The organism is Acinetobacter higginsii (genome assembly GCF_000369845.1).
In the GTDB taxonomy this organism is placed as follows: domain Bacteria; phylum Pseudomonadota; class Gammaproteobacteria; order Pseudomonadales; family Moraxellaceae; genus Acinetobacter; species Acinetobacter higginsii.
In genome coordinates this window covers 72,263-94,485 of sequence record NZ_KB850214.1, presented here as the reverse complement: position 1 = coordinate 94,485, position 22,223 = coordinate 72,263, and the positions used below count along the sequence as shown (strand labels likewise).

The 22,223-nt window shown below is 40.9% G+C and carries 23 protein-coding genes; 13 read left to right on the top strand and 10 right to left on the bottom strand.

Features of this window, described 5'->3' with window-relative positions:
- The first annotated feature begins 22 nt into the window (after window positions 1-22).
- From mtlD to F885_RS11945, 7 genes are all read left to right on the top strand, one after another.
- Complete coding sequence (gene mtlD, locus F885_RS11915) at window positions 23-2,146, top strand: bifunctional mannitol-1-phosphate dehydrogenase/phosphatase (RefSeq protein WP_005315680.1); 2,124 nt, start codon at window positions 23-25, stop codon at window positions 2,144-2,146.
- An 84-nt stretch (window positions 2,147-2,230) separates the two neighbouring features.
- Window positions 2,231-2,854 carry a 2'-5' RNA ligase family protein gene (locus tag F885_RS11920; RefSeq protein ID WP_005315676.1) on the top strand — a complete coding sequence of 208 codons (624 nt, stop codon included), beginning with the start codon at window positions 2,231-2,233 and terminating at the stop codon, window positions 2,852-2,854.
- A gap of 2 nt (window positions 2,855-2,856) precedes the next feature.
- On the top strand, window positions 2,857-3,375 hold the full coding sequence (cobU, locus tag F885_RS11925; protein WP_005315673.1) for a bifunctional adenosylcobinamide kinase/adenosylcobinamide-phosphate guanylyltransferase: 519 nt from the start codon (window positions 2,857-2,859) through the stop codon (window positions 3,373-3,375).
- 1 nt (window position 3,376) lies between these two features.
- Window positions 3,377-4,447 (top strand): nicotinate-nucleotide--dimethylbenzimidazole phosphoribosyltransferase, encoded by a 1,071-nt coding sequence (gene cobT / locus F885_RS11930; protein ID WP_005315671.1) that lies wholly within the window; start codon window positions 3,377-3,379, stop codon window positions 4,445-4,447.
- Window positions 4,437-5,048 carry a histidine phosphatase family protein gene (locus F885_RS11935; RefSeq protein WP_005315668.1) on the top strand — a complete coding sequence of 204 codons (612 nt, stop codon included), beginning with the start codon at window positions 4,437-4,439 and terminating at the stop codon, window positions 5,046-5,048. The genes cobT and F885_RS11935 overlap by 11 nt, the downstream gene beginning before the upstream one ends.
- A 112-nt stretch (window positions 5,049-5,160) precedes the next feature.
- On the top strand, window positions 5,161-6,747 hold the full coding sequence (locus F885_RS11940; RefSeq protein WP_005315666.1) for a histidine-type phosphatase: 1,587 nt from the start codon (window positions 5,161-5,163) through the stop codon (window positions 6,745-6,747).
- 100 nt (window positions 6,748-6,847) lie between these two features.
- On the top strand, window positions 6,848-7,591 hold the full coding sequence (locus F885_RS11945; protein ID WP_005315665.1) for an adenosylcobinamide-GDP ribazoletransferase: 744 nt from the start codon (window positions 6,848-6,850) through the stop codon (window positions 7,589-7,591).
- Window positions 7,592-7,651: 60 nt separating this feature from the next.
- On the opposite strand, the gene F885_RS11950 is transcribed toward F885_RS11945, so the two are convergent.
- The 3 genes from F885_RS11950 to F885_RS11960 form a co-directional block, all read right to left on the bottom strand.
- On the bottom strand, window positions 7,652-9,115 hold the full coding sequence (locus tag F885_RS11950; protein ID WP_005315663.1) for a PepSY domain-containing protein: 1,464 nt from the start codon (window positions 9,113-9,115) through the stop codon (window positions 7,652-7,654).
- A gap of 3 nt (window positions 9,116-9,118) precedes the next feature.
- A complete protein-coding gene (locus F885_RS11955) occupies window positions 9,119-11,230 on the bottom strand; it encodes a TonB-dependent receptor (RefSeq protein ID WP_005315661.1) in 2,112 nt (703 codons plus the stop codon).
- Window positions 11,231-11,303: 73 nt separating this feature from the next.
- Window positions 11,304-11,807, bottom strand: a complete 504-nt coding sequence (locus tag F885_RS11960; RefSeq protein WP_005315659.1) for a hypothetical protein — start codon at window positions 11,805-11,807, stop codon at window positions 11,304-11,306.
- A gap of 119 nt (window positions 11,808-11,926) precedes the next feature.
- Here F885_RS11960 and F885_RS11965 point away from each other — a divergent pair, with 119 nt between their 5' ends.
- Window positions 11,927-12,745, top strand: coding sequence for an AraC family transcriptional regulator (locus tag F885_RS11965; protein WP_005315657.1), 819 nt, complete (start codon window positions 11,927-11,929; stop codon window positions 12,743-12,745).
- 24 nt (window positions 12,746-12,769) lie between these two features.
- Here the strand turns inward: F885_RS11965 and F885_RS11970 are convergent, their stop codons facing one another.
- From F885_RS11970 to F885_RS11980, 3 genes are all read right to left on the bottom strand, one after another.
- A complete protein-coding gene (locus tag F885_RS11970) occupies window positions 12,770-13,372 on the bottom strand; it encodes a LysE family translocator (protein WP_005315656.1) in 603 nt (200 codons plus the stop codon).
- Between the two features lie 149 nt (window positions 13,373-13,521).
- Window positions 13,522-14,613 carry a 3-deoxy-7-phosphoheptulonate synthase gene (locus tag F885_RS11975; RefSeq protein WP_004653380.1) on the bottom strand — a complete coding sequence of 364 codons (1,092 nt, stop codon included), beginning with the start codon at window positions 14,611-14,613 and terminating at the stop codon, window positions 13,522-13,524.
- A 118-nt stretch (window positions 14,614-14,731) separates the two neighbouring features.
- The gene (locus F885_RS11980; protein WP_005315653.1) at window positions 14,732-15,619 is read right to left on the bottom strand and encodes a sulfite exporter TauE/SafE family protein; all 888 of its coding nucleotides are present in this window, start codon (window positions 15,617-15,619) and stop codon (window positions 14,732-14,734) included.
- Between the two features lie 217 nt (window positions 15,620-15,836).
- Here F885_RS11980 and F885_RS11985 point away from each other — a divergent pair, with 217 nt between their 5' ends.
- Both F885_RS11985 and F885_RS11990 read left to right on the top strand, forming a co-directional pair.
- A complete protein-coding gene (locus tag F885_RS11985) occupies window positions 15,837-16,205 on the top strand; it encodes a hypothetical protein (RefSeq protein WP_005315651.1) in 369 nt (122 codons plus the stop codon).
- A gap of 36 nt (window positions 16,206-16,241) precedes the next feature.
- Window positions 16,242-16,433, top strand: coding sequence for a hypothetical protein (locus F885_RS11990; RefSeq protein ID WP_005315648.1), 192 nt, complete (start codon window positions 16,242-16,244; stop codon window positions 16,431-16,433).
- Between the two features lie 56 nt (window positions 16,434-16,489).
- Here the strand turns inward: F885_RS11990 and F885_RS11995 are convergent, their stop codons facing one another.
- Genes F885_RS11995 through F885_RS12005 form a run of 3 tightly spaced genes read right to left on the bottom strand, consistent with a single transcriptional unit; the run spans window position 16,490 to window position 18,617 of the window.
- Entirely contained in the window at window positions 16,490-16,768 is a 279-nt protein-coding gene (locus F885_RS11995; RefSeq protein WP_005315645.1) for a hypothetical protein, read from the bottom strand.
- On the bottom strand, window positions 16,765-18,321 hold the full coding sequence (locus F885_RS12000; RefSeq protein ID WP_032859254.1) for a PepSY-associated TM helix domain-containing protein: 1,557 nt from the start codon (window positions 18,319-18,321) through the stop codon (window positions 16,765-16,767). Before F885_RS12000 ends, F885_RS11995 begins: the two co-directional genes overlap by 4 nt.
- Window positions 18,322-18,323: 2 nt before the next feature.
- A complete protein-coding gene (locus tag F885_RS12005; protein WP_004807271.1) occupies window positions 18,324-18,617 on the bottom strand; it encodes a hypothetical protein in 294 nt (97 codons plus the stop codon).
- Between the two features lie 248 nt (window positions 18,618-18,865).
- On the opposite strand from F885_RS12005, the gene lpxB reads away from it, so the two are divergent.
- Window positions 18,866-20,044 (top strand): lipid-A-disaccharide synthase, encoded by a 1,179-nt coding sequence (lpxB, locus tag F885_RS12010; protein ID WP_171068198.1) that lies wholly within the window; start codon window positions 18,866-18,868, stop codon window positions 20,042-20,044.
- A 43-nt stretch (window positions 20,045-20,087) separates the two neighbouring features.
- Here the strand turns inward: lpxB and F885_RS12015 are convergent, their stop codons facing one another.
- On the bottom strand, window positions 20,088-20,957 hold the full coding sequence (locus tag F885_RS12015) for a DUF2797 domain-containing protein (protein ID WP_004653389.1): 870 nt from the start codon (window positions 20,955-20,957) through the stop codon (window positions 20,088-20,090).
- A 37-nt stretch (window positions 20,958-20,994) separates the two neighbouring features.
- Here F885_RS12015 and F885_RS12020 point away from each other — a divergent pair, with 37 nt between their 5' ends.
- Together F885_RS12020 and F885_RS12025 are read left to right on the top strand one after the other, a co-directional pair.
- Entirely contained in the window at window positions 20,995-21,456 is a 462-nt protein-coding gene (locus tag F885_RS12020; protein WP_005315638.1) for a DUF6231 family protein, read from the top strand.
- A 118-nt stretch (window positions 21,457-21,574) separates the two neighbouring features.
- Window positions 21,575-22,189: a YidB family protein gene (locus tag F885_RS12025; protein WP_005315636.1), complete on the top strand. Its 615-nt coding sequence runs from the start codon at window positions 21,575-21,577 to the stop codon at window positions 22,187-22,189.
- Window positions 22,190-22,223: the final 34 nt, after the last annotated feature.

The window sequence follows — 22,223 nt, the reverse complement described above, 5'->3', positions numbered from 1 at the left end:
CAAGATAGATAAAGGAGTAAAGATGCTTATTTTTCATGATTATCCTGTTCAAGGCGCACTTTTTGACATGGATGGAACAATGTTTGATACCGAGCGCCTGCGCTTCCAGACATTGAAACAGGCATCAAAAGAGCTGATTGGACAGGAATTTTCTGATGAATATTTGATGCAGTGTCTCGGCTTAAGTGCCAAAGCATCGGAGCAACTGGCACAAAAGTTTTATGGTACAGATGTTCCTTATACTGCCATTCGCAAACGTGCAGATGAGGTGGAATTGGAGTCTGTACGTAAAAATGGTGTGCCGATTAAAAAAGGTTTGGTTCAAGTTTTAGAACGTTTAAGAAAGTCTGGTCTAAAAATGGCAGTTGCGACCTCAAGTCGTCGAGCAATTGCAGAAGAATATCTAATTAATGCCAATGTTTATAAATTTTTTGATTTGTTGGTTTGTGGGGATGAAGTTGAAAAAGGTAAACCGCATCCAGAAATCTTTTTAAAAGCGGCACAAAAACTAAATTTACAACCACAACAATGTCTAATGTTTGAAGATTCGGAAAACGGGATTTGTTCAGCCTATGATGCTGGCGGTATCACGATTTTATTCAAAGATATTAAAGAACCCAATGATCATATGTTCTCTAAAGCAAATTTCTATTATCAGGACATGTATGAGTGCCTGAATGCTTTGGATCAATATATCCCTGAAATGGGTATGCCACAATTACAAGAATTATTTCCGCAAAGTGTCAATCAATTGACTGTTGGGATCCATGGCTTTGGTGCCATTGGTGGGGGATATGTAGCACAGATTCTGTCTTATTGGGATGGTTACACACGCCCAAAACGGATTCTGGCATCAACCCGAAATCGTCTTTATTTGGAATCAGTGAATAGTTTTGGCAGCTATAGTATCCGATATGGCCAGTCTTCATATGATGAGCGTATTGATAATCTCACAGTGATTGATGCTGACAATGAACAGCAGATGTTAGAGATGTATATGCAATCTAGCCTGATCGCACTGTGTTTGCCAGAACAGGCAATTGAGTCCGAGGCGAAAACGATTGCGAAGGGACTATTGGCCCGTTTTATGTCAGCAGATGCAGACAATAATGAGCCCATTACCTTTTTAATTATTCTGAATAAAGTGTGCGCAAAGTATTTGGTCTTAAAACATATCCGTGAAGCCTTACTTTCCATGACGGATGAAGATATTGCAGAACATATTTTAAGTGAACATTATTTTTGCGATACCGTGGTCAATCGAATGGTGTCAAAACTGACGGATCAGGCCTTATATCGTCAGCTCAATATCAAGCACAATTTATTTAAACAATATCAAAATGATCTCAATCCAGAAACGATTGAACTTTCAGAGGAAACCGCTCTGACTGAAAAGCAAGAACAGCAGATTACCCATTGTTTAGAAGATATGCGTGGGCAGTTTCAAACAGGGCAATTCTTACAAAATATGGATTTGATCCTATTCCATAGTGAAATGGATATGCCGATTTACGTGGAAAATCGCAGTCCATTGTTGAGCAAAATGCGTCAAATGATTTTAGTTGATCAGATTTCTGAGATTCAAATCATTAAAAATCGGCTATGGAATGGCTGTCATGCCATGTTGGCGTGGTATGCCAGTGCACTTGGACATGAAACCATTGGTATCGCTATGGCCGATTCCAAAATCATGAAATATGCAGAGCAGGTGGTCAACGAAGTTAAATTGGGTTTGGCCAATATGATTCCCAACCAAGCCAAAGAACTGGACCGTATGGCGGAAAGTTTTCTGCATTCTTGCCGAGCCGCCTATAAAGATCCATGTGAGCGTGTAGCTCGTGATCCGCTTAGAAAACTCAATCTGAATGAGCGTGTTTTAGGCAGTTTAGAATCTCATGTGCAGCAACAACTTCCTTACCAGAAGTTAATGCAAGGTGCAATTTATGGCTATGCCTATGCGCTGAAAATGCTTGAGCTGGACGAGATTAAGATTGTAAAACATGTCCAGACCAATATTGAGCATATGGACATCACTGAAAATCAGAAGAAAGCCTTATTAAACCAGCTCTATCACGGGATTCAGGCGGAATTCAATGATAATGCATTCGTGTCACAGTTGGAGGAATTGAAACCTCTAACTGCATAAGTGGCAATGATCACAGTGAAAGCACCTTAACTTCTATATGGGTTTATGTTTGAATAACACAACGTTAAACAGAATGCTGAAGTTGTGTTATTACAAGCAGAGACCCAGTTGATTGCGACCGAAATGCGTGATTATCCCGAATGGCACAAGGGTCGTTCAGATTATGGGCTTTGGTATATAGAGATTGACCAACCTGAATTGATTCAATATTTAGATGAAATCCAAGCACAATTTTCAAATCTATTGCTTCCTGAACAGCAACGCCAATATCACATTACTTTATTTGTGTGTGGTTTCTTGCAGTCTGCCGTCAAGCAATACGACGATGATTTTCAGATTCAACAATTACAGCAGCAGATCAAGCTAATTGAAGTATTACAGCTCAAAACTTTTGAGCTTGAAATCACACAGATCGATAGCTTTAGTAGTGCTTTGTTCCTACACATTAAAGATCAGCAGGGTGTACTAGCAGAAATTCGGCAGCAATTTTCCCATGTATCAGAAGAGATCGCAGCACTTGAATATTGTCCGCATATTACTTTAGGTTTGTATGGTGAAGCTTGGTCGAGTGCTATGGTATTGCAGCGGATACAACAACTTCCGCCAAAAACCATAAAGATTCAGGTCAAAAAACTGACTTTTGGCTATTATAAGGCACAGATTTTACAAGGATTACTGTATCCTTATCAGCAAATTGAACTAGGTTAGATATGTTGCAACTGATTTTAGGTGGGGCACGCTCAGGTAAAAGTCGTTTGGCAGAACAAACCGCCAAAGACACAGGTTTATCGGTCATTTATATTGCAACGGCGCAGGCCTTAGATGCAGAAATGCAGCAGCGTATTGAGCATCATCAACAGCAACGTCCAGCCCATTGGCAAGTGCTTGAAGAACCGATTTATCTGGCAGATCGACTCTTGCAATGCGATCAAGCCAATCAGCTGATTTTGGTTGATTGCTTAACCTTGTGGCTCAGTAATCTGTTATTGGCTGAAGACCCAGCCTTGCAGCAACAACAAATGCAAAAACTATTCGAAGTATTACCTCAACTACACTCTCAAATTATTCTGGTCAGTAATGAAACTGGGCTTGGAGTTGTACCGATGGGGGAAATCAGCCGTCGTTTTGTGGATGAAGCAGGGCGTTTGCATCAGACCTTAGGGCAACTTGCCAATAAAGTCATGTTTTGTGTAGCAGGCTTTCCAATGATTTTAAAAGATGAGAAATAACATGACTGAACAAGCACAATGGTTTTTAGCTGCAGTACAACAACCAGATTTAGATGCCAAACAACAAGCTGAACAACGTCAACTGCAATTGACCAAACCTACAGGGGCTTTGGGGCAACTTGAGCAGCTAGCCATTCAATTGGCGAGCTTACAGGGCACAGTACATCCTCAGATTCAACAACCTTGGATTACCATTTTTGCAGGCGATCATGGGGTGGTTGCAGAAAATATTTCGGCTTATCCGCAAGCCGTGACCCGTCAAATGCTGCAAAATTTTGCTTCAGGCGGTGCAGCCATCAGTGTGATTGCCAAACATCATCATGCACATTTACAAGTGGTGGATTGCGGAACAGTGGGTGAGGCCTATGATTATGTAGGGGTTGAGCGCCATTGCATTCGTGCAGGTACAGCCAATTTTGCTCAACAAGCAGCAATGACGGAACAGGAATGCTTGGCGGCTTTACAACTGGGTAAAGACAGTGTTGATCGCGCCAAAGCTCAAGCTGCCGATATGTTTATTGCAGGTGAAATGGGGATTGGTAATACCTGTTCAGCTTCAGCACTGGCATGTTTGTTGTTGAATGAAGATGCCGCACAAATGACGGGTGTGGGGACAGGAATTAATAATCAACAGCTGCAACACAAGATCTCTGTTATTGATCAAGCAGTGAAAAGACATCAAGCAGATGTTGCTGACGATGCTTTAAAAATCTTGGCTGCTGTTGGTGGTTTGGAAATTGCTGCAATGACGGGCGCTTATATCCGCTGTGCACAACTTGGTTTGCCAGTCGTGGTGGATGGTTTTATTAGCTCGGTTGCCGCTTTATGCACGGTACGCATTCAGCCACAAAGTCGTGAATGGATGCTGTTTGGACATCAATCGGCTGAATATGGCCATCAGCGTGTGCTAAAAGCCTTAGAAGCTCAGCCTATTTTAAATATGAATTTGCGTCTTGGTGAAGGAAGTGGTGCAGGGGCTGCATTGTCGATGCTGCAACTTGCTTGCGTGCTGCATAACCAAATGGCTACCTTTGCTGAAGCTGCTGTAACAGGTGATAAAGTTGCACCTTGATTTGCTGCGGCATGGTGAAACGACACTCAGCCATACTTTGCGTGGGCATCTTGATGATGCCTTGACTGAACATGGTTGGTTGCAAATGCAATCCACCATTCAGCAGTATCTTGATACTCAGGTACAGTGGGATGTGATTATCAGCTCGCCCTTGCAACGCTGCCAAAACTTTGCGGCAGCATTAGCCAAACAACACGAATTGCCCTTATTACTCAATGCTGAAATCAAGGAAATGTATTTTGGTGATTGGGAAGGCATGTCCACTCAAACTATTTATGAAAATGAGCCTGAGTTATTGGCAAATTTCTGGCAATTTCCAACACAATATCATGCACCGAATGGGGAGTCGTTGCATCAATTCCAACAACGTGTCATGCATGGTTTTAATGAAATTTATGTTCAAATGCAGCGGCACAATTGGAATAAGGCATTGATTGTGACGCATGGCGGGGTGATTAAATTGCTGACTTGTTTGGCACGTCAGCAAAGGCTGGATGACCTATTAACCATGCCTGCCGAGCTTGGAAAATTATATTCACTTGAGCTGACTTATCACTATGATGAGATTCAATTTGTAGAAAAATCTGCGAATGGAAAATGATAAAAGATCGTTTTATTTTTCAGTATTCATGAGAGTCATATCGATGTAATCGAACTGTCATTACCACTGCCTATGATACAGGTCAATTTCTTGACCTATAATCAAATCAATTATGAATATATTATTGAAAAGCAGTGTGTTATGCGCAAGCATTTTATTAGCGGCATGTAATAACGACGATCACTCAGAATCGAAAACAACCCCAGCAGAAAATAACGCGGTATCAAAATATTATCAGACTAAAACTCCGTACCAACCACAACAAGATCTCAAAAAATATGAAGCTATTCCACAAGGATTTCAGCCTGTATTTACTGAATTGGTTGCACGTCATGGTTCGCGCGGTTTATCCAGCATCAAATATGATTTAGCGTTGTATAACCTTTGGAAACAAGCCAAAGCTGAAAATGCACTCACACCTTTAGGTGAAAAACTGGGGGCAGATTTAGAAAGCATGATGAAAGCCAATATTCTTTTGGGTTATGGTGTGGATGGCATCCGTCAGTTTGGTTATGGCAATGAAACCATGCAAGGTATTCAAGAGCATCGTGGTATTGCTGATCGTTTATTGCAGCGACTTCCAAATTTATTTCAAACCGCAGCACAACAACCGACATCAATTTTAGTGCAAAGTTCGGGGGTAGACCGTGCGGTGGATAGTGCCAAATTTTTCACTGCTGAATTGATCCAACAGCAACCACAATTAAAGACACACATCACCCCAATTTCATACACCAGTTTAGCCAGTAGCAGTGTGCCATCGATTGAAGATGGCGGGGTGGATCGTTTTAAGCTTTATTTTCATAGTTTAAATAAAGAGCAAGATTTAGCACAGCCCTTATCCGCACAACAACAGGCGATTTACGATGCCAGCCAATCCTATCAGCATTTTGAAGAAGAGGATGCAGATCTGGTCAATAAGTTAAATGAGCTTGCGAAAAATAGTCGTGCTGAACAAGTGGCGAAGAGCGTATTAAATCCACTGTTCAAAGCAGAGTTTATTCAAAAGTTGGGAAGCACAGGCTATGTATTTAGCAATACCGGTTCATATAGTGTCACTTCTCCAAAAGGTGAAACTATCACTGAAAAAGGCAAGGGTAAAAATAGCATTGCCAGTGCTGTGGATGCGGCGGCCTATGTCTATGAGTTATATTCAATATCAGGCGGTATGAAAACTGAATTGAAAGGTGTTGATTTTGATCAGTATATGCCTGTAGATGCTGCAAAATTCTATGCTGAATTTAACGATGCCAATGATTTTTATAGCAAAGGGCCAAGTTTCACTGAATCGAAGAACGTCACCAGTGCAATTGCTCAAGGCCTAAAGCAGGACTTATTTAAACAAGTCGATGCGATTGTAGATCAGCAGCAAGAACATCGTGCGGTATTACGTTTTGCTCATGCCGAAATTATCATTCCATTGGCGACCAGTTTAGAGTTGCACAATATGATGCAACCTTTACCATTACGTCAAACTTATAGCTACAACAGCAGCACTTGGCGAGGTGAGGTGGTGTCACCCATGGCAGCGAATCTACAATGGGATATTTATCAAGACAAGCAAGGCACAACCTTGGTAAAAATGTTCTATAACGAGAAAGAAACGTTGTTTAAGTCGAGTTGTAACTACGCACGTTATAGTACGAACAGTTTTTATTATGATTATTTAAAGCTTAAACAATGTTATCAAATTCAATAAACTAAGATATTCAGCCTTTTCATTTGGGAATAGCTTGCTATTCCCAATTTTATTTCTTCATAATCCATGCATGATAAACCCGTTGTCATTGAGAGGTTGCATGACACCTTTTTGGATTGCCTTGCAGTTTTTGACTGTTTTACCAATTGAACTCAAAACGATGCCAAGCGCAAAACAGAATGCTCAGGCCATGCTGTTTTATCCTTTGGTGGGTTTATTACTTGGGCTGATTTTGTTTACATCTGCCATGCTATTGGCAAAGCTTCCGATCATCTTGAGTACAGCGCTGATCCTTGTACTATGGATTTGGCTGACGGGTGGATTACACCTCGATGGTTTAGCGGATACAGCAGACGCATGGGTCGGTGGATTTGGTGATCCTGAACGAACTTTGAAAATCATGAAAGACCCTGCATGTGGTCCAATCGGGGTACTGAGTTTAGTTGTCGTCTGCTTGCTGAAATTTGTGGCTTTATATGTTTTGCTTGAACAACAAATGGCTGCCTTTTTAGTGATTCTGCCTATGCTTGGGCGCAGCGTGCCACTGTTTTTATTCGTCACAACACCTTATGTACGTGCTCAAGGCTTAGGCCGTTCTATGACAGATTTTATGCCTAAAAAACAACTTTGGATGGTTTTTGTCATTACAATAGCATTGCTTTGTATGTTTAAATGGCTTGGGTTAATTGCCTTACTGGTTTTTTTAGTGATGCTTTTTTATATGCGATCATTGTTTATTAAAAGAATTGGCGGGATTACTGGGGATACTATAGGCGCTGCAATTGAGCTGGCTGAAACTGGCGTGCTTCTCAGTGCTGTGATTGCTTCATTCTATATTATTTAAAAAATTGATTGCTTAGGTAGTAGTGATCCTCCTGCAAAAAGAAGGATCACTTTAACGATTTTAACGTTTACGCAATTGAACCAAGAAACCCAACACAGCGAGTAAGGCTACCAGTGCTGCAACTGTAGCCAGAATGATATCTCGAAGTGTTTTATCTATTGGTAGCCATGTCCATTTATGCAAATAAGCAAAACTAAATCCTTCTAAGGCATCTTGTTGCGTGACCTGAGCTGCAATCACACCGCTGCTCGGTTCTATATATAGTCTGAGTTGATTCTCTAACAGGGTCTCAACCTTGATCACGGGTAAGCGTTTGTTGATAAACCCATATTCTCCTCCAAAACTTGTCACCCATGAGGCCTGTTGAATCTGCTCTGGCTTTAAATCTAAGTAGCTAGCAGCTAATTGTTTGCTTTGTTTAAGAATATCAAGTGGTTCGCCATTACCAGCATCTATAAACTGAATCGCGGGAGCTGCTGTTTTGGTCACGTGATGATCATGCGCTTTGTTTGCCGCCGTCATGCTGCCTTGCAAAGGAGGTTGTCCGATAGCTTGAATCATCCATGCAGCACGAGTATGTGTCTGGCTAAAGGTAGTGGGCACAAGATCCAGACGCTGAATGGGCTGCTGAGTGACCTGCTGCCATGCTTTGGTACTTAAATCAGCCGTATGGAAAACAGGTTGAATATTTTTTATATCGGGCTTTTTTTGCCAGATATGATAGAAACCACTGAACACCCAAAGCAGAATAAAGACACTTAAACTGATACCTAAATAGCGATGTAGAAATTGGATCGGTTTTTGCCCTAGACGGTGATTGCGCCGATTATGAATCTTAAAGAATAAGCCAATCCCCATAAAAAGCATGCACAGTATGCCAATCAAAGCCATTTGCATGAGAATAGTTTGACCTGTCCAAACTTGATCACCCCACGTCCAGGTATGACCTAAGCGGAATATTTTTGCCATCCACATCTTTTGATCATTAGACAGCGTGGCCAGTCGTGCTTGTGAAGGATCCACATAGGCACGTAAACCATTTTGAAAATCAACACGCCAAACAGGTAGTAAACGATTCACGCTTGGATAATCATCACTGAATGCGGTGATGATTTGACTAGATACGATTTCTTGTTGAGAGAGGCCCGTGTACCAGCGCGCTAAACGCTCGGCATCTTGTTGTTCAGCATTAACCAGCAATTGACCAGTCTGACTATCATAGTATTCAGCAATCTTTTGATTGGGCAGTAATATGCGATAGGCAATATGCTGAGGTGCTAATTCAACCACCTGTAAGGCTGAAAATTGCGCGATTTGATGTCGCTTGAGAACATCTGTTGCCGCTAAGGCATGTGTTAAATCCAGTTGTTGAGATGGAGGTATCCGTTTCACAGGCTGAGGTTGTGTTGCACTCATCATCGGATGCAACACACCTGTTAAAGACCAAAGTAAAACGAGAACGCCCAACACCATCCCAAAACTACGGTGTAAAGACAGTAGTTTTTTCAGTTGTTTGGCATTCATTGCTTATTTCCCAAAATGGTAACGTAAACCTAATAAATAGGTTCGTGGTGCAGCGGGGGTATAACTAACTTGGTTATTACTAAACGAAGTACTTTCCGCATAATGTTGATCTGTGGCATTCAGGATTTGCCCATAGATTTCATAAGCATTTTTACTGTAGTTAGCACGTAGGTTCAGCAAAGTATGGCCATCATACTTTTCCGTATTGGCATCGTTAATCCAGTAAGCGCCGACATAAACCGCTTCTGCAGAAAGTAATAGCTCAGGTATTGGTTTAATCTGGTATTCAAGCGTACCAAATGTTTTAGGGGCACTTGGCATGGTGTTGCCGCTATAATCTAAAACACTCGAAGGTTGAAACTGCTGATATTCATGTTTGGCCACACTACCTGAGAGTTTTAAGCGCTGATCATATAAATCACTGAGTTTCCATGTTCCCCCAATTTCAATTCCCTGATGTAAGGTTTTACCTGCATTGCGTGGCTCGCGTGTGTTATCTGGCTTGGTATAGCTAATAACTTCATCTTCGCCTTCTAAGCGATATAGGGTGATTTCACCGTCTAATCGATCATCGAATAATTTAAAGCGCAGACCCGCATCGATATTATTAAATGTGGCTTCTTTCAAGTCAGGTGTCACCAAATTTGCACCGTATAAACTGCTGACTTCTGGCGGTACAAAACCCTGTGACCAATTACTATAAAGATCAATTGCTGGCGTGATGTTCCAGACAAAACCGACTTGAGGGCTGACTTTATGAAAATCACGTTTTTCATTCGGTGCGCCTGTGGTTTTTGATGGGGTTAATTTGTTTTCATAGTCATAACTAATCCAGTCATAACGTGCACCACCGACTAAATTTAAAGTCGGTAACACTTGCCAATTGGCTTGTGCATAGACGGCTTGGTTATTGACGTCAACATTAAAGTCGCGTAAGCGCTGGCGTTGTTGATAACCGGTATAGACCAAGCTATTCGGGTCTCGGAACACCTGAATATCATTGGTTTTGGCTTGGTTGGGAGAATGGTCAGCCATCGCCCCGACAATCAGTTTGACCTGATCAAATGTAGCAGAATGCTGCGCATTTAAACCATAAGATTGAAAGGCGTTATAGGTGGTTTGTCCGCTATAAGTGCCAGTCGGTGTGCCATTTTTAACATCGGTGCGGATGTTATAACTTGGGTTTTGCTCGGTGGTATTGTCACGATAATACAAGGTAACTTGGCTTTGTTGCTGATCATTCCATTGATGGCTAATTTGAGAAGAAAGCCGTGTGGCATCAACTTCACGATAGGTAAAGGTTTGGTAGCTGTATCCAGGACGTTTGCGATAATCGTCCAGATTTAAGCTACCGGTCATATCCGCTTTTAAATGGTTATAACTGACAATATTTTTGATTTGTGTGGCATCTGAGATTCGCCAGTCATGTCTGAGCGTCACACTCTGTTTATTGCTTTCAGCATGGTCTTGCCAGCTATCACCACGATCACTGGCATAGGCAGAAAGTCTTAACCCATGCTCGCCCCATTCGCTATCAAAGCTATTCGATGCACCGACATCGACACGGCGATATCCTTCAGAACTGGCACTGATGCCAAGATCGGCTGTGGGTGTAGTACTCGGTGCTTTGGTGAGAAAATTAATGGTTCCACCAATCGCATTGCTGCCATATAAGCTACTGGCAGGGCCACGTAAAATTTCAATGCTATCAATACCCGCTAAATTCATTTCATATAAGGCATTGTGGTTAAACACACCCACAGGACGAATCGAAATACCATCTTCTAAATATTGATAAACGGCTGCTGTGGTAATCGGTTGGCGAATGGACATCATATGCTGTTCATTGCCCAAGTCATTCATTAACACGCCTGGGGTTTGATTCAGCACCTGTCCAATAAAGGTTGCATGTTTATCTTCAATGTCTTTGCTGTTAATTTTACTAATCGCAGCAGGGGTATTATTAATCGATTCACCTTCACGACTGGCGGTGACAACAATGGTGGCTAAGGTTTTGGTGGTATCAGAAGGTGCAGTTTCAGCAAAAGCAGCGGAACTATAGCCAACAGAGAGACACGCAGCCGTTAATACAGACAAACGGAATTGAGTATTCATTTTGAACTCTATAAAAAGCAAGAACTAAGGACGTACCAACGTTATTTACGGGGCACGAAGTAAAATTTGCGATTTATAAAGCGAGTGGCGGGGCTTGTTTGATTGGAAAAATATAGAAGATGCGGGTGATGTGCAGATCTTCTGTCCACGTATGGCACAGGCAGCGAACGCGACTGAACCAAGCCAGTAGAAATATAATAATGAATGCAATCAGCGGGACGATCGCAGCGGCATCTAAACCATGTGAGCATAAAGGACAATGCTTCATGATTTGGCCCGCCAGTGCATATACTTGTTGTGCATATTCACTCAGCTGAGCATGTTTGGCGTGTTGTAGCTGCGGTCCGTGATGCATGTCGTGCATGCTATGTTGATGATGACTTGAATGTGTCTGTGACATCAACGAGACATTTTGAATCTCTGTGACTTGGCAATGGCTTGGCATTGCATAAAGTGCAGGTACGATGCCTGTATGGACCATCGTTGGTAAGAAGATATGCCAGAGTAAACATAGCAAAGTCACCGCGCCAAAATAGGCACGCCACTTAAGCAAATGTTGACGAAAACTGGACTTCATATCAGCGATACGTCGTAGGAGAAATGTGGCAGCAGTATAATCAAAAAATGACTTATAGATCAAAGCAAAATTAAGGTATTCTGAGACTGCTGAATTCAATTTTTTATAGGCAGATCAGCGTGTCAAAAATAGCAAATCATTCGGATTGGATTGTGCGGGCTTCTGATAGTGATCGCTTGGAAAGGATTGAAGCTTTCTTCTCTGATCATGCATATGAGCCGCATCAACATGATACCTTCGCGATTGGTCGAACCTTATCGGGTGTGCAAAGCTTTCATTATCGTGGTGAAATAAGACATAGTCAGCATGGTATGACCATGGTGTTGCATCCAGATGAAAAACATGATGGTAGTGCAGGAACTCAAGAAGGTTTCCACTACCGAATGATGTACGTTGAACCTGCGTTGATTCAAAAGATCATGAAAGGTAAGCCACTGCCTTTTTTCAAACATGGGCTGAGTGATGATCCACGGCTTTATCGTGTTACCCATACACTTTTGCAAAATATGCAGGATCCATTGGATATTTTAGAAGAAGAAGATGCTTTGTATGATTTGGCGACAACCTTGTATGAAGTTGCAGGTCAGCCAGTACATGTGCGGCAACGCTATGATTATATTGCGGCGGAGCGTGCTAGAGAGTTTATACACGCTTCACTGGGTCAGAACATCAGTTTGGATGATTTAGAACAGAATATCCAACGTGATCGTTGGAGTCTTTCTCGTGATTTTAGACTGCTATTTGGTACCAGTCCACATCGTTATATGACCATGCGTCGGCTAGATATCGTGAAAAGGTGTTTGATGTATGGAGAGTCGCTGACTCAGGCCGCCATCATTGCTGGTTTTTTTGACCAAAGCCATATGACTCGGCACTTTAGCAAAGCCTTTGGAATTACCCCAGCAAGATGGAAAGAGATTTATACACATCAGAAATAAGCTGTGCTTGCAACTAAAAAAGCTTTAAATAAGATGCATACCTTTTAAGAAATCACTCAACATAAATAGACCTGAAATAATTAAAAAGATACCCAGTATTTTATTTAGATGATTGAGCCAAATTGGATTACTCAATTTTTTGCCAATTACTGTTCCAGCAAATGAATAAAGCAACGGAGCACCCGCTGCACCGAGAGAAATGAGTAATGAAACAATCAGAATCAAGCTACCAGTGATATGTGCTGCAGGGTACATAATGGTGGTCACAGGTAAAATCACCAAAATCGCTTTCGGATTCAAGCTTTGAATCCAGAAACCATTCCAAAAGCTGAGGCTTTTGTATAGGGTTTGATCTGTTTTTAATTCGGTATGCGCTGTCATCATTTTATAGGCGATATAAAAGGTATAAAGCGCCCCGATCAAGGCAATAAAATGCAAATACGCATGGGGAATCAGTGCCGCACCTGCATAACCAAATACAACAAATAGCATCAGCATGGAGCAGCCCACACCTGCAAAAAAGCCTAATGTTCTGGAGAATTGTCCTGTTAGCCCAGCATTTAATCCCATAAAGTTCACTGGACCTGGGCTGTACATCACACTTAAGGTATAAAGAAAAATTTCCATGACCAACCTAAATGAATCAATAACAAAGGATGATCAAAATAGGGCAAAGTACTATGGGCTGTATTGTACGTTTGTGCAAGCTAGCCGAATTGACGAACAAAAAAAACAGGCTCATAAGAGCCTGTTTTCATCGCAGTTAAAAGATCGAATTAACGTGTTGGTAAGACGTCTTTCAATGCTTCATGCATTTCGAGTAATGCTTTTTCTGTGGTTTCCCAATCGATACAGCCATCAGTCACTGACTTACCGTATTCAAGATCACACAGGTTTTCAGGAATATCCTGACGACCACCTTTTAAGTGACTCTCTACCATGATCCCAACGATTGATTTGTTACCATCAAGGATTTGTTCCGTGATGTTTTTCAAAACCAAAGGTTGTAAGTACGGGTCTTTGTTTGAGTTGGCATGACTAGTATCAATCATGATCTTGTTGCTGACTTTAGCTTTTGCCAAAGCTGCTTCAGCTTCAGCAACTGAAGTTGCATCATAGTTTGGCTTGCCATTACCACCACGTAATACCACGTGCGCATAAGGGTTGCCTTTGGTATTGATAATCGCAACTTGACCATTTTCATTCAGGCCTAAGAAGCTGTGACCATGTTTAACAGATTGCATCGCATTGGTCGCAACGGTTAAACCACCATCGGTACCATTTTTAAAGCCAACAGGAGATGATAAGCCTGATGACATTTCACGGTGAGTTTGGCTTTCCGTGGTACGTGCACCAATCGCAGACCATGAAATCAAGTCTTGATAGTATTGTGGTGAGTTTGGATCAAGTGCTTCAGTCGCACATGGCAAACCTTTTTCATTCAAATCAATTAATAATCCACGGCCGATATGTAAACCTTTTTCAATATTGAAAGAGTCATTCATGTCAGGGTCATTGATTAAACCTTTCCAACCGACTGTGGTACGTGGTTTTTCAAAATAAACACGCATCACCAAATATAAGGTATCTTTTACTTTTTCGCTGAGAACCTTGAGGCGATCAGCATATTCATGTGCAGCTTTAGGATCGTGAATCGAACAAGGACCAATCACCACAAACAAACGTTTGTCGTTGCCATCTAAAATGTTACGTACAGTTGCACGTCCTTGTAACACAGTTTGAGAAGCAGCATCAGATAAAGGGAGGTCAGCTTTCAGTTCTGCTGGGGTAATCAAAGTTTGAATGCTTTTAATATTAACGTCGTCGATATCTGGCTGAGAAACTGGATTTGACTGTAGAGTATTCATTGCTGTCACAAATTCAATCGAAAGAAAAGGTTATTTTGTCTACGAATATAGCATGAAATGCCGATTGATTAACTAGCGAAAAGCATAATTTATGTAGAAATAATCGGCATTACAACGCTTAAACAGTTGTTGTTACGTGCTTTGTTTGCTGAATCACAACTGCTTGATGTGTTTCAACTGGCTTTGGCTTCGCCTTAATTGGGTTCACCATGAAGTTCACACCCAAAGCAAATAGGGTAATGCCTAGAATTTTACGGATTAGTCGTTCTGGCATACGTGAGCTGATGAGTGTACCGACAATAATTGCAGGAATTGAACCCACCAACAGCCACATCAACAAGGTAAAGTCGACATTACCTGAAGACATATGGCTTAGGCCAGCAACTGCTGTCAGTAATACCGCATGTACCACGTCTGAACCAATGATACGGATCATAGGAAGGTTTGGGAACATAAGCACTAAGGCCATGATACCGAAAGCACCTGCACCCACAGAAGACAAAGTCACAAAGATACCGAGTACAACACCCATAATGACAATGTAATGACGTTTGTGTTGCAATGCATGCTGTTCACTTTCCATATCCGCTTGTTCACGGTTACGGAACTTGTCAAAGAACTTTTCAATTTGCGCACGGAACACAATTGAGATACCGGTCAAGGTCAACATAAAGCCCAAGACCATGGTCAATACCGCTTTATAATGGGTAGATTGACTGAGATAATGCTCAAGTACCCAAGAGGTTGCAAATGAAGCAGGAATACTGCCCAAAGACAGCCAAAGTACAATTGGCCACACAATATTCAGTTTTTTGGCATGAACGACTGAACCACAGAATTTAGAAATCGAGGCATAAAGTAGATCAGTACCAATGGCGATATGTGGTTCGATCTTAAATAGACTAATCAGGATTGGGGTCATCAATGAACCGCCACCGACACCTGTAATACCGACACAGAAGCCAACCAATACCCCAGCCATAATAAATTCTATAGGACCAAACATCGACAATATGCCTAATTATGCAAAAATCAGCATATCTTATGCTTTTTTTAGATAACTCGTTGTGATGAATAGTGATTTACTTATGCAAAAAAAAGCTAAAGAGAACCAAATTTGCGGCTTTTTAGATCGTATTTTATTCAGATTAGCTTGCTTTATGCGCTGTGATTGGTTTATTTTGAGATTTATACACGGATTGTATGTCTGATCGTTTCACCTTATGTCTATTTTCATTCGAAGCCTCATTTCATTGCTTATTGCTATGTGTTTTATCACCAATAGCTATGCAATGGCTGTGTCTGAAGTGAATCAACCTGTAGTAGAGCACGTCATTTCAAATCATGCTGCTATGTCTGATTGTGGAATGCCTACGATGACGAAGCATGACCCTATGGACAGTGGCAAAATGGATACATCACACTGTCAAAAGAGTCTGTGCTGTGTCGCTGCAACTTTTGAACATAGTCATCATTCCATTGAACGAAGCATAGAATCAATTAAAACAGCAAATTCAGCTTATGTAGATCAACTGACTTTAGGCATTTATCAGTTACCTTATCGTCCTCCAAATCATGTCCTGTTTTTATAAATTCAAATTTCTTATTTCTATTTAAAGGACATGATTATGTTTAATATTAAAACTGTATTGCTTTCAACGCTTTTATTGGCCACAACGGTACCTGCTTTTGCTGCAAGTGATTGCTGTAAAGAAAAAGAGGCCACCACAAAAAAAGAGTGCTGTGAAAAAAAGATGAAATGTTGTGATGACAAAGGTAAAACGGCTTCACAGGAAGACCATAGCCATCACGGACATTAATTTTTAAGTAATCAAGCTATCCTTGACAGAAGTTGAGGATAGCTGTTGTCGCAAAATCATTTTAGTTTTTTAGTGGGTTTAAGCTCATTCACTGATAACACCAATATAAAGGTTACAGGCGTAGCAAAAATCCACCAACTAATGAATCCAATGGAATTACCATATTCTAAACAAAGCAGGCTGCCCGCAAGCAAGAAGCAGAAATATGCTAAGACTCTCAACTGGGTTTGATAGTGAATAAAAGCTTGTTGTTTGGCTTTGTTGATCTGTTTGGAACTGCATTTATACAGCAACAGCATCCCGATCAACGTCAGTATAAGATTCAAAATAATCATGCTTTAACCTCATTTTTGGCTAATTTCGCTTTGATTTTCTGAGCAGATTTCACTTGAATCGGCTGAATATTTCTAAAAATAAACACGGCAAACAGGGCACAGACCAGTAGGAACAAATCGATTCGCAAGAATATCCAATAGCTGTATAAATCGGTGATGAGCTGATGTTGAATTAAGTACACCAAGTTATAGACAGGTAGAGCCAAAGCAATCAAGCCGAAAATACAGATCTGTGATTTCCATAAATATTGCTTTTTCGTCAATAAAGCGAGGATAAAACTCAGTCCCCATACGCAGAAAAATGTATAGATTTCATAGTTGGGTGTGGTTTCGGTTACATGTACAAATCGATTTGCGAATAGATAGCCGAGCATTGCCATAGGAAGGCCGATAAAGGCAGCAACATTTAAACGATCCACCAAATAATAGCCAAAGTGGAATTGATCAGATTTGTTTTGAATCTGACGTTTTAAGCTCCAAAGCAATAGGCCAGAAGCAATCATTAAGCAACCTAGAATTCCCGAACAAAAGAAAGCGAAGCGAAGTATCGGCTTTGCAAAAGTTGCCATATGTAGGCCATAAACACCCGAGTGTAGAGTTGCAACTGCACTATTATTACGGGTATTTCCGAGAATTTTTCCTGTACCATCAAAGGTAATTTGTGCCTGATTTAATGTGATCGATCGATCTTCTAATTGTTTAAAGGTAATGATGGCTTGGTCTGTATTGGGGTTTTTAACTTCAATTGAAGCTAAGGCTTGATCTCCCCATTGTTGTTTTACTTTTTCTAATAAGCTGCCAATCGGCAACATTTCTGCTTTTTTAGGTTCAGCTTGATGCGTTGTGCTTTTTTCAGTAGTTCTGATTTCAGTAAAATATTGAAAAGGGTTCTCTGGATAAAGCTTTTGCATGCCCCAAGGCAAGTACAGATAGAAGAAAATCGCCAATCCTGTAAAAGTAATGGTCAGGAAAAAGGGCAAGGCCAGTACAGAGGAGACATTATGGAAGTCCAACCATGAGCGTTGCGATTTAAAGGTTCTGAGGGTAAAGAAATCGGTAAAGATCTTCTTATGCGTGATAATCCCAGAGACCAAAGCAATCAGCATAATAAAGGCAGCGAGACAGGCAATCAGCCGTCCGACCATGATGGGAACACCATAAAGCTGAAAATGAAAGTTATAAAAGAAATCTCCGCCTTGAGTCGCTGAGAGTTTTAGCTCTTGCCCCGTATTGGCATCTAAGCTACGACTTTCATAGCCACCGCTGGCTTGTTGCCAATACATTTTATTGACCGGTTCTTCATGATTGGCAATATTGAGATACCAAGATTTGGCATCAGTCGCATTTTTAGCTAAATAATCCGTTGCTGTATGAATAGCAGTATCTTGATTAACTTGATATTGCGCCAGCTGTGGTTGCATCCATAGGTTAATCTGATGACGATAGTAGGAGCTGGTGCCCATTAGGAAAATGGCAAATAAAAGCCAGCCAAAAATTAAGCCTGTCCACGCATGCAACCATGCCATTGATTGGCGAACGCCTTTATTTTGCATTTTTAATTTAAACCCACAGATAAGCCAAACAAAGCGCCTGTCAAAACCAGACTGGTCAAGCTGAGTTTCCACAGTGAATGTGCGCAAAAACTCATAATGATAAAGGCCAGATAAAAGAGAATTGAAATAAATGCTGCAAGGTAAATAGCCTCTGCCTTGTCTAATAAATGGCTAAACAATGAACCGAGTCCAAGGCTCAAATACATCATGCACACGTAGCCAACAACAAAACTCAGCACAAAGCGATAAAAAATGCTCAGTCGATAGACAAGCGAAATAGATGCAGATTTAGCCATAAAGGGTCTTGAAGCAAAAGGAGGGAGAAATAAATCACATATGGAAATGATTCTTGTTTATATTAAATCTTAGCGGAATCTCAATCAATTCTTCATTCATCGTAAATCTAGATTGTATTTTGAATAATAAATGTCATCTTAGATCAGAACTAATGTTCACCAATCATGAACAATTTGCGCGGTATAGGGTGATTCGATGTAAAATCATTCTGTTAGAATCATTTAAACATTTCTGTGGGGCGTGGGTCTTGTTAAAGCAAAAACTAAAAATTGGTATCGTGGTGGGGGAAGTTTCTGGAGATACTCTAGGAGTGAAACTCATGCGCAGTTTTCGCGAACAAGGCATCGATGCTGAATTTGAGGGTATTGGTGGTCCACAAATGATTGCTGAAGGATTTCACAGTTATTATCCGATGGAAATTCTTTCAGTGATGGGAATTGTTGAAGTCCTTAAAGATTTAAAAAAACTGTTTGCTGTGCGTGACGGTTTAGTTGAACGCTGGACAGAGCATCCCGTTGATATCTTCATTGGTATTGATGCACCCGATTTTAATTTACGTCTCTCTAAAACCATTAAAGAAAAACAGTTACCGATAAAAACCGTGCAATATGTCAGCCCATCGGTGTGGGCATGGCGTCAAGGTCGCGTTCATGGTATTAAACGCAGTATCGATTTGGTTCTGTGTTTATTTCCATTTGAAAAAACCTTTTATGAAAATTATGAGGTTGCCGCGGCCTTTGTTGGGCATCCATTGGCAAAACAATTACCTTTAAAAAATCCGATTACTGAAGCCAAGCATCAATTGGGCTTGTCAGCACATAAAACCCATATTGCTTTATTACCAGGAAGTCGCCGTAGTGAAATTGAACGATTGCTGCCACTGCTCACGGGTGCTGCTGAAATTCTTCATCGGAAGCATCCTGATCTGGAGTTTTTAATCCCCGCAATTAATGATGCGCGCAAGCATCAGATTGAACAGGGCATTCAAAATCTAGATACCAGCCTGAAATCTAAAATTCATGTTCTGGAAAATAGCGATGCCGAGTCAAAAATTGGCCGTATGGTGATGAATGCCAGTGATATTGTGGCTTTGGCTTCTGGTACCGCGACTCTTGAAGCAATGTTACTGCACCGTCCAATGGTGACTTTTTATAAATTGAACTGGCTGACCTATCTGATTGCGAAATTCATGGTCAAAATTCCATACTACTCATTGCCGAATATCATTGCAGGCAAGAAAGTAATTGAGGAACTGATTCAGGCCGATGCAACGCCTCAGCATTTAGCCACTGAAATCGAAAAATTAATGGATCATGAAACGGCGCATATTCAAATGATGCAACATTTGAGCATGCATAAACAGTTGATCTCGGGTAATACCGAAGATCCAGTACAAGCGATTCTCAATTGTTTAAATGCAGGCTAAATAAAAAAGGTGGCGATTAAGCCACCTTTTTTATGCATATGCTTCAGGCACGAAGGATTAGTTCGTAACCTGTATATTTACGGATATTAATCACACCAATATCGAATAATAAGTATTGGCCTTTGATTCCTTGCAACACACCGCGAATTTTTGGGGTTTTATCCAAATTCAGTGATTTAATCTTTTCAGGATAATGTTCAACGGGATAAATAAATTCACGTGGCGTTTCATCTTCCAAGAATTCCAAGCTTTCGTTAAATTCAAGGTTCTGATTGAATTCTTCACGGATGCTTTGAATTTTCGGAGCGAATTCTTCAAGAATTTGATCACGTTGCTCGAGCAGATTTAAAGGTTCAGCTTCACCTTTCAGCAATTTGCGCCAGTCGGTTTTATCTGCGATTTGTGTACCAATTAACGTTTCCAAATGCCCAGACAAACGACGTGAACCGACTTTCATAATGGGTAAAGCTTGGGTTGCCCCTTGATCTAACCAACGGGTCGGCATATTGACGATACGGGTAATCCCGATCTTCAAGGCACTTGAATTGGCCAAATACACAATATGTGGCTGGAAACAAACATCATGTGCGAACTGGTCTTCACGACAGGTTCCCAAGTGATAATGGCAGGTTTCAGGTTTCATAATGCACAGGTCACATTCGGCCTTGGTTTTAAAACATTTAAAACAATGACCCTGCGAATAAGACTTCGGTGTTTTTGCACCACAAGAGGTACAAAAGATATTGCCAGTCCATTCGATCTCAATTTCTTGACCTAAAACAAAAGGAAGGTCAGTTTCTGAACGATCTAATATAAATTTATATTCAACATTTGCCTTGCTTGTTGATTGATCAGTTACACTATGCGTTTTGAGCGCTGCATGCATTTTATGACAAATGCCTTGTAGTTCCATTAATAAACTCTCATCTTTTCAATCAAGGGTTGCAGTTATGGCTGAACAAAATGTCATCACTTCTATGCTAGACGATTTATCTCAAGAACAGCCCATTCATACTGCACTTTGTATAGGTCAGCAGATTGACCAAAATGCTTCAATTCAATGGCATTATTTTAGCGTAACTGACTTTTTAAGTCTGCCATTTACGCAGCGTTATGATTTAGGTTTTGTATTATTTGATACAGAAGAAATGCAAAATATCAGCGAAACGCAAAAATCACAGCTGTTGGTGAAGTTGCGTGACCTGATGGCCAAACGAATTGTCGTGGTCAGTAAACTGGGCGATGAAAAATTATTGCGTTCGCTTGGCTTTACTCAATTGATTGATAAAACCACACACGGCAGTGATTTTGCTTTATGGCAATTTAATATTTTGACTTATAAGCATGTACCTGACTGGTTTAACTCCAAGTTTTGGGCGAATCCTGAGAATTGGAATAAATTCCGCTGGTAAAATAATCAGGCTGGAAAGAGTTGCAAGTTCTTGCAAAATTTAACAATTTAACTTTGTTTTGTGCTTTCAAAGCAGCGTATGCTTTTTGCATAAATAATTCCAAAGGAAAGTTTAAGTCATGACTGATTTAACCAACATTGTTGAAATTTTAGCAAAGCAAGCTTTAGGCGGTCAGCAACAATCAGGCCAAACGGGTGGTTTAGGTGGAATTTTAGGTTCTGTTTTAGGTCAACTTGGTGGCCAACAGCAAAATACCCAAAGCCAGCAAGGTGGCTTGGGTGGTATATTGGGTTCAGTTTTAGGGCAATTGGGTGGCGGAAATACTTCAACCCAAAGTAATGCAACTGGTGGTAATACCGCACAAACTTTATTGATTGCAGTTTTACCATTGGTGTTAGCTTGGATTCAAAAACAAGGCGGTCTACAAGGTGCATTGGATAAACTAAAAAATGCCGGTTTATCGAATCAAGTGCAAAGCTGGGTAGATCCACAGCAACAAAATGCACAAGATGTGCCAGAGCAAAATATTCAAAGTTTATTTGATGACCAAGATGTAGAACAAGTTGCACAACAAACTCAAGCACCGAAACAAGCCATCTATGGTGCAATTGCTTCAGTATTACCGCAAGTGATTGATTCTTTAACACCGCAAGGCAGTAGTACCAATCCACAAGAAGCCAACCAAGATATCCAGCAAGTGTTGAATTTGGTGAGTGGTTTCCTTAAAAAGTAAAAAATTCGATGCGGAAAAGCCTGTTCACTTGAGC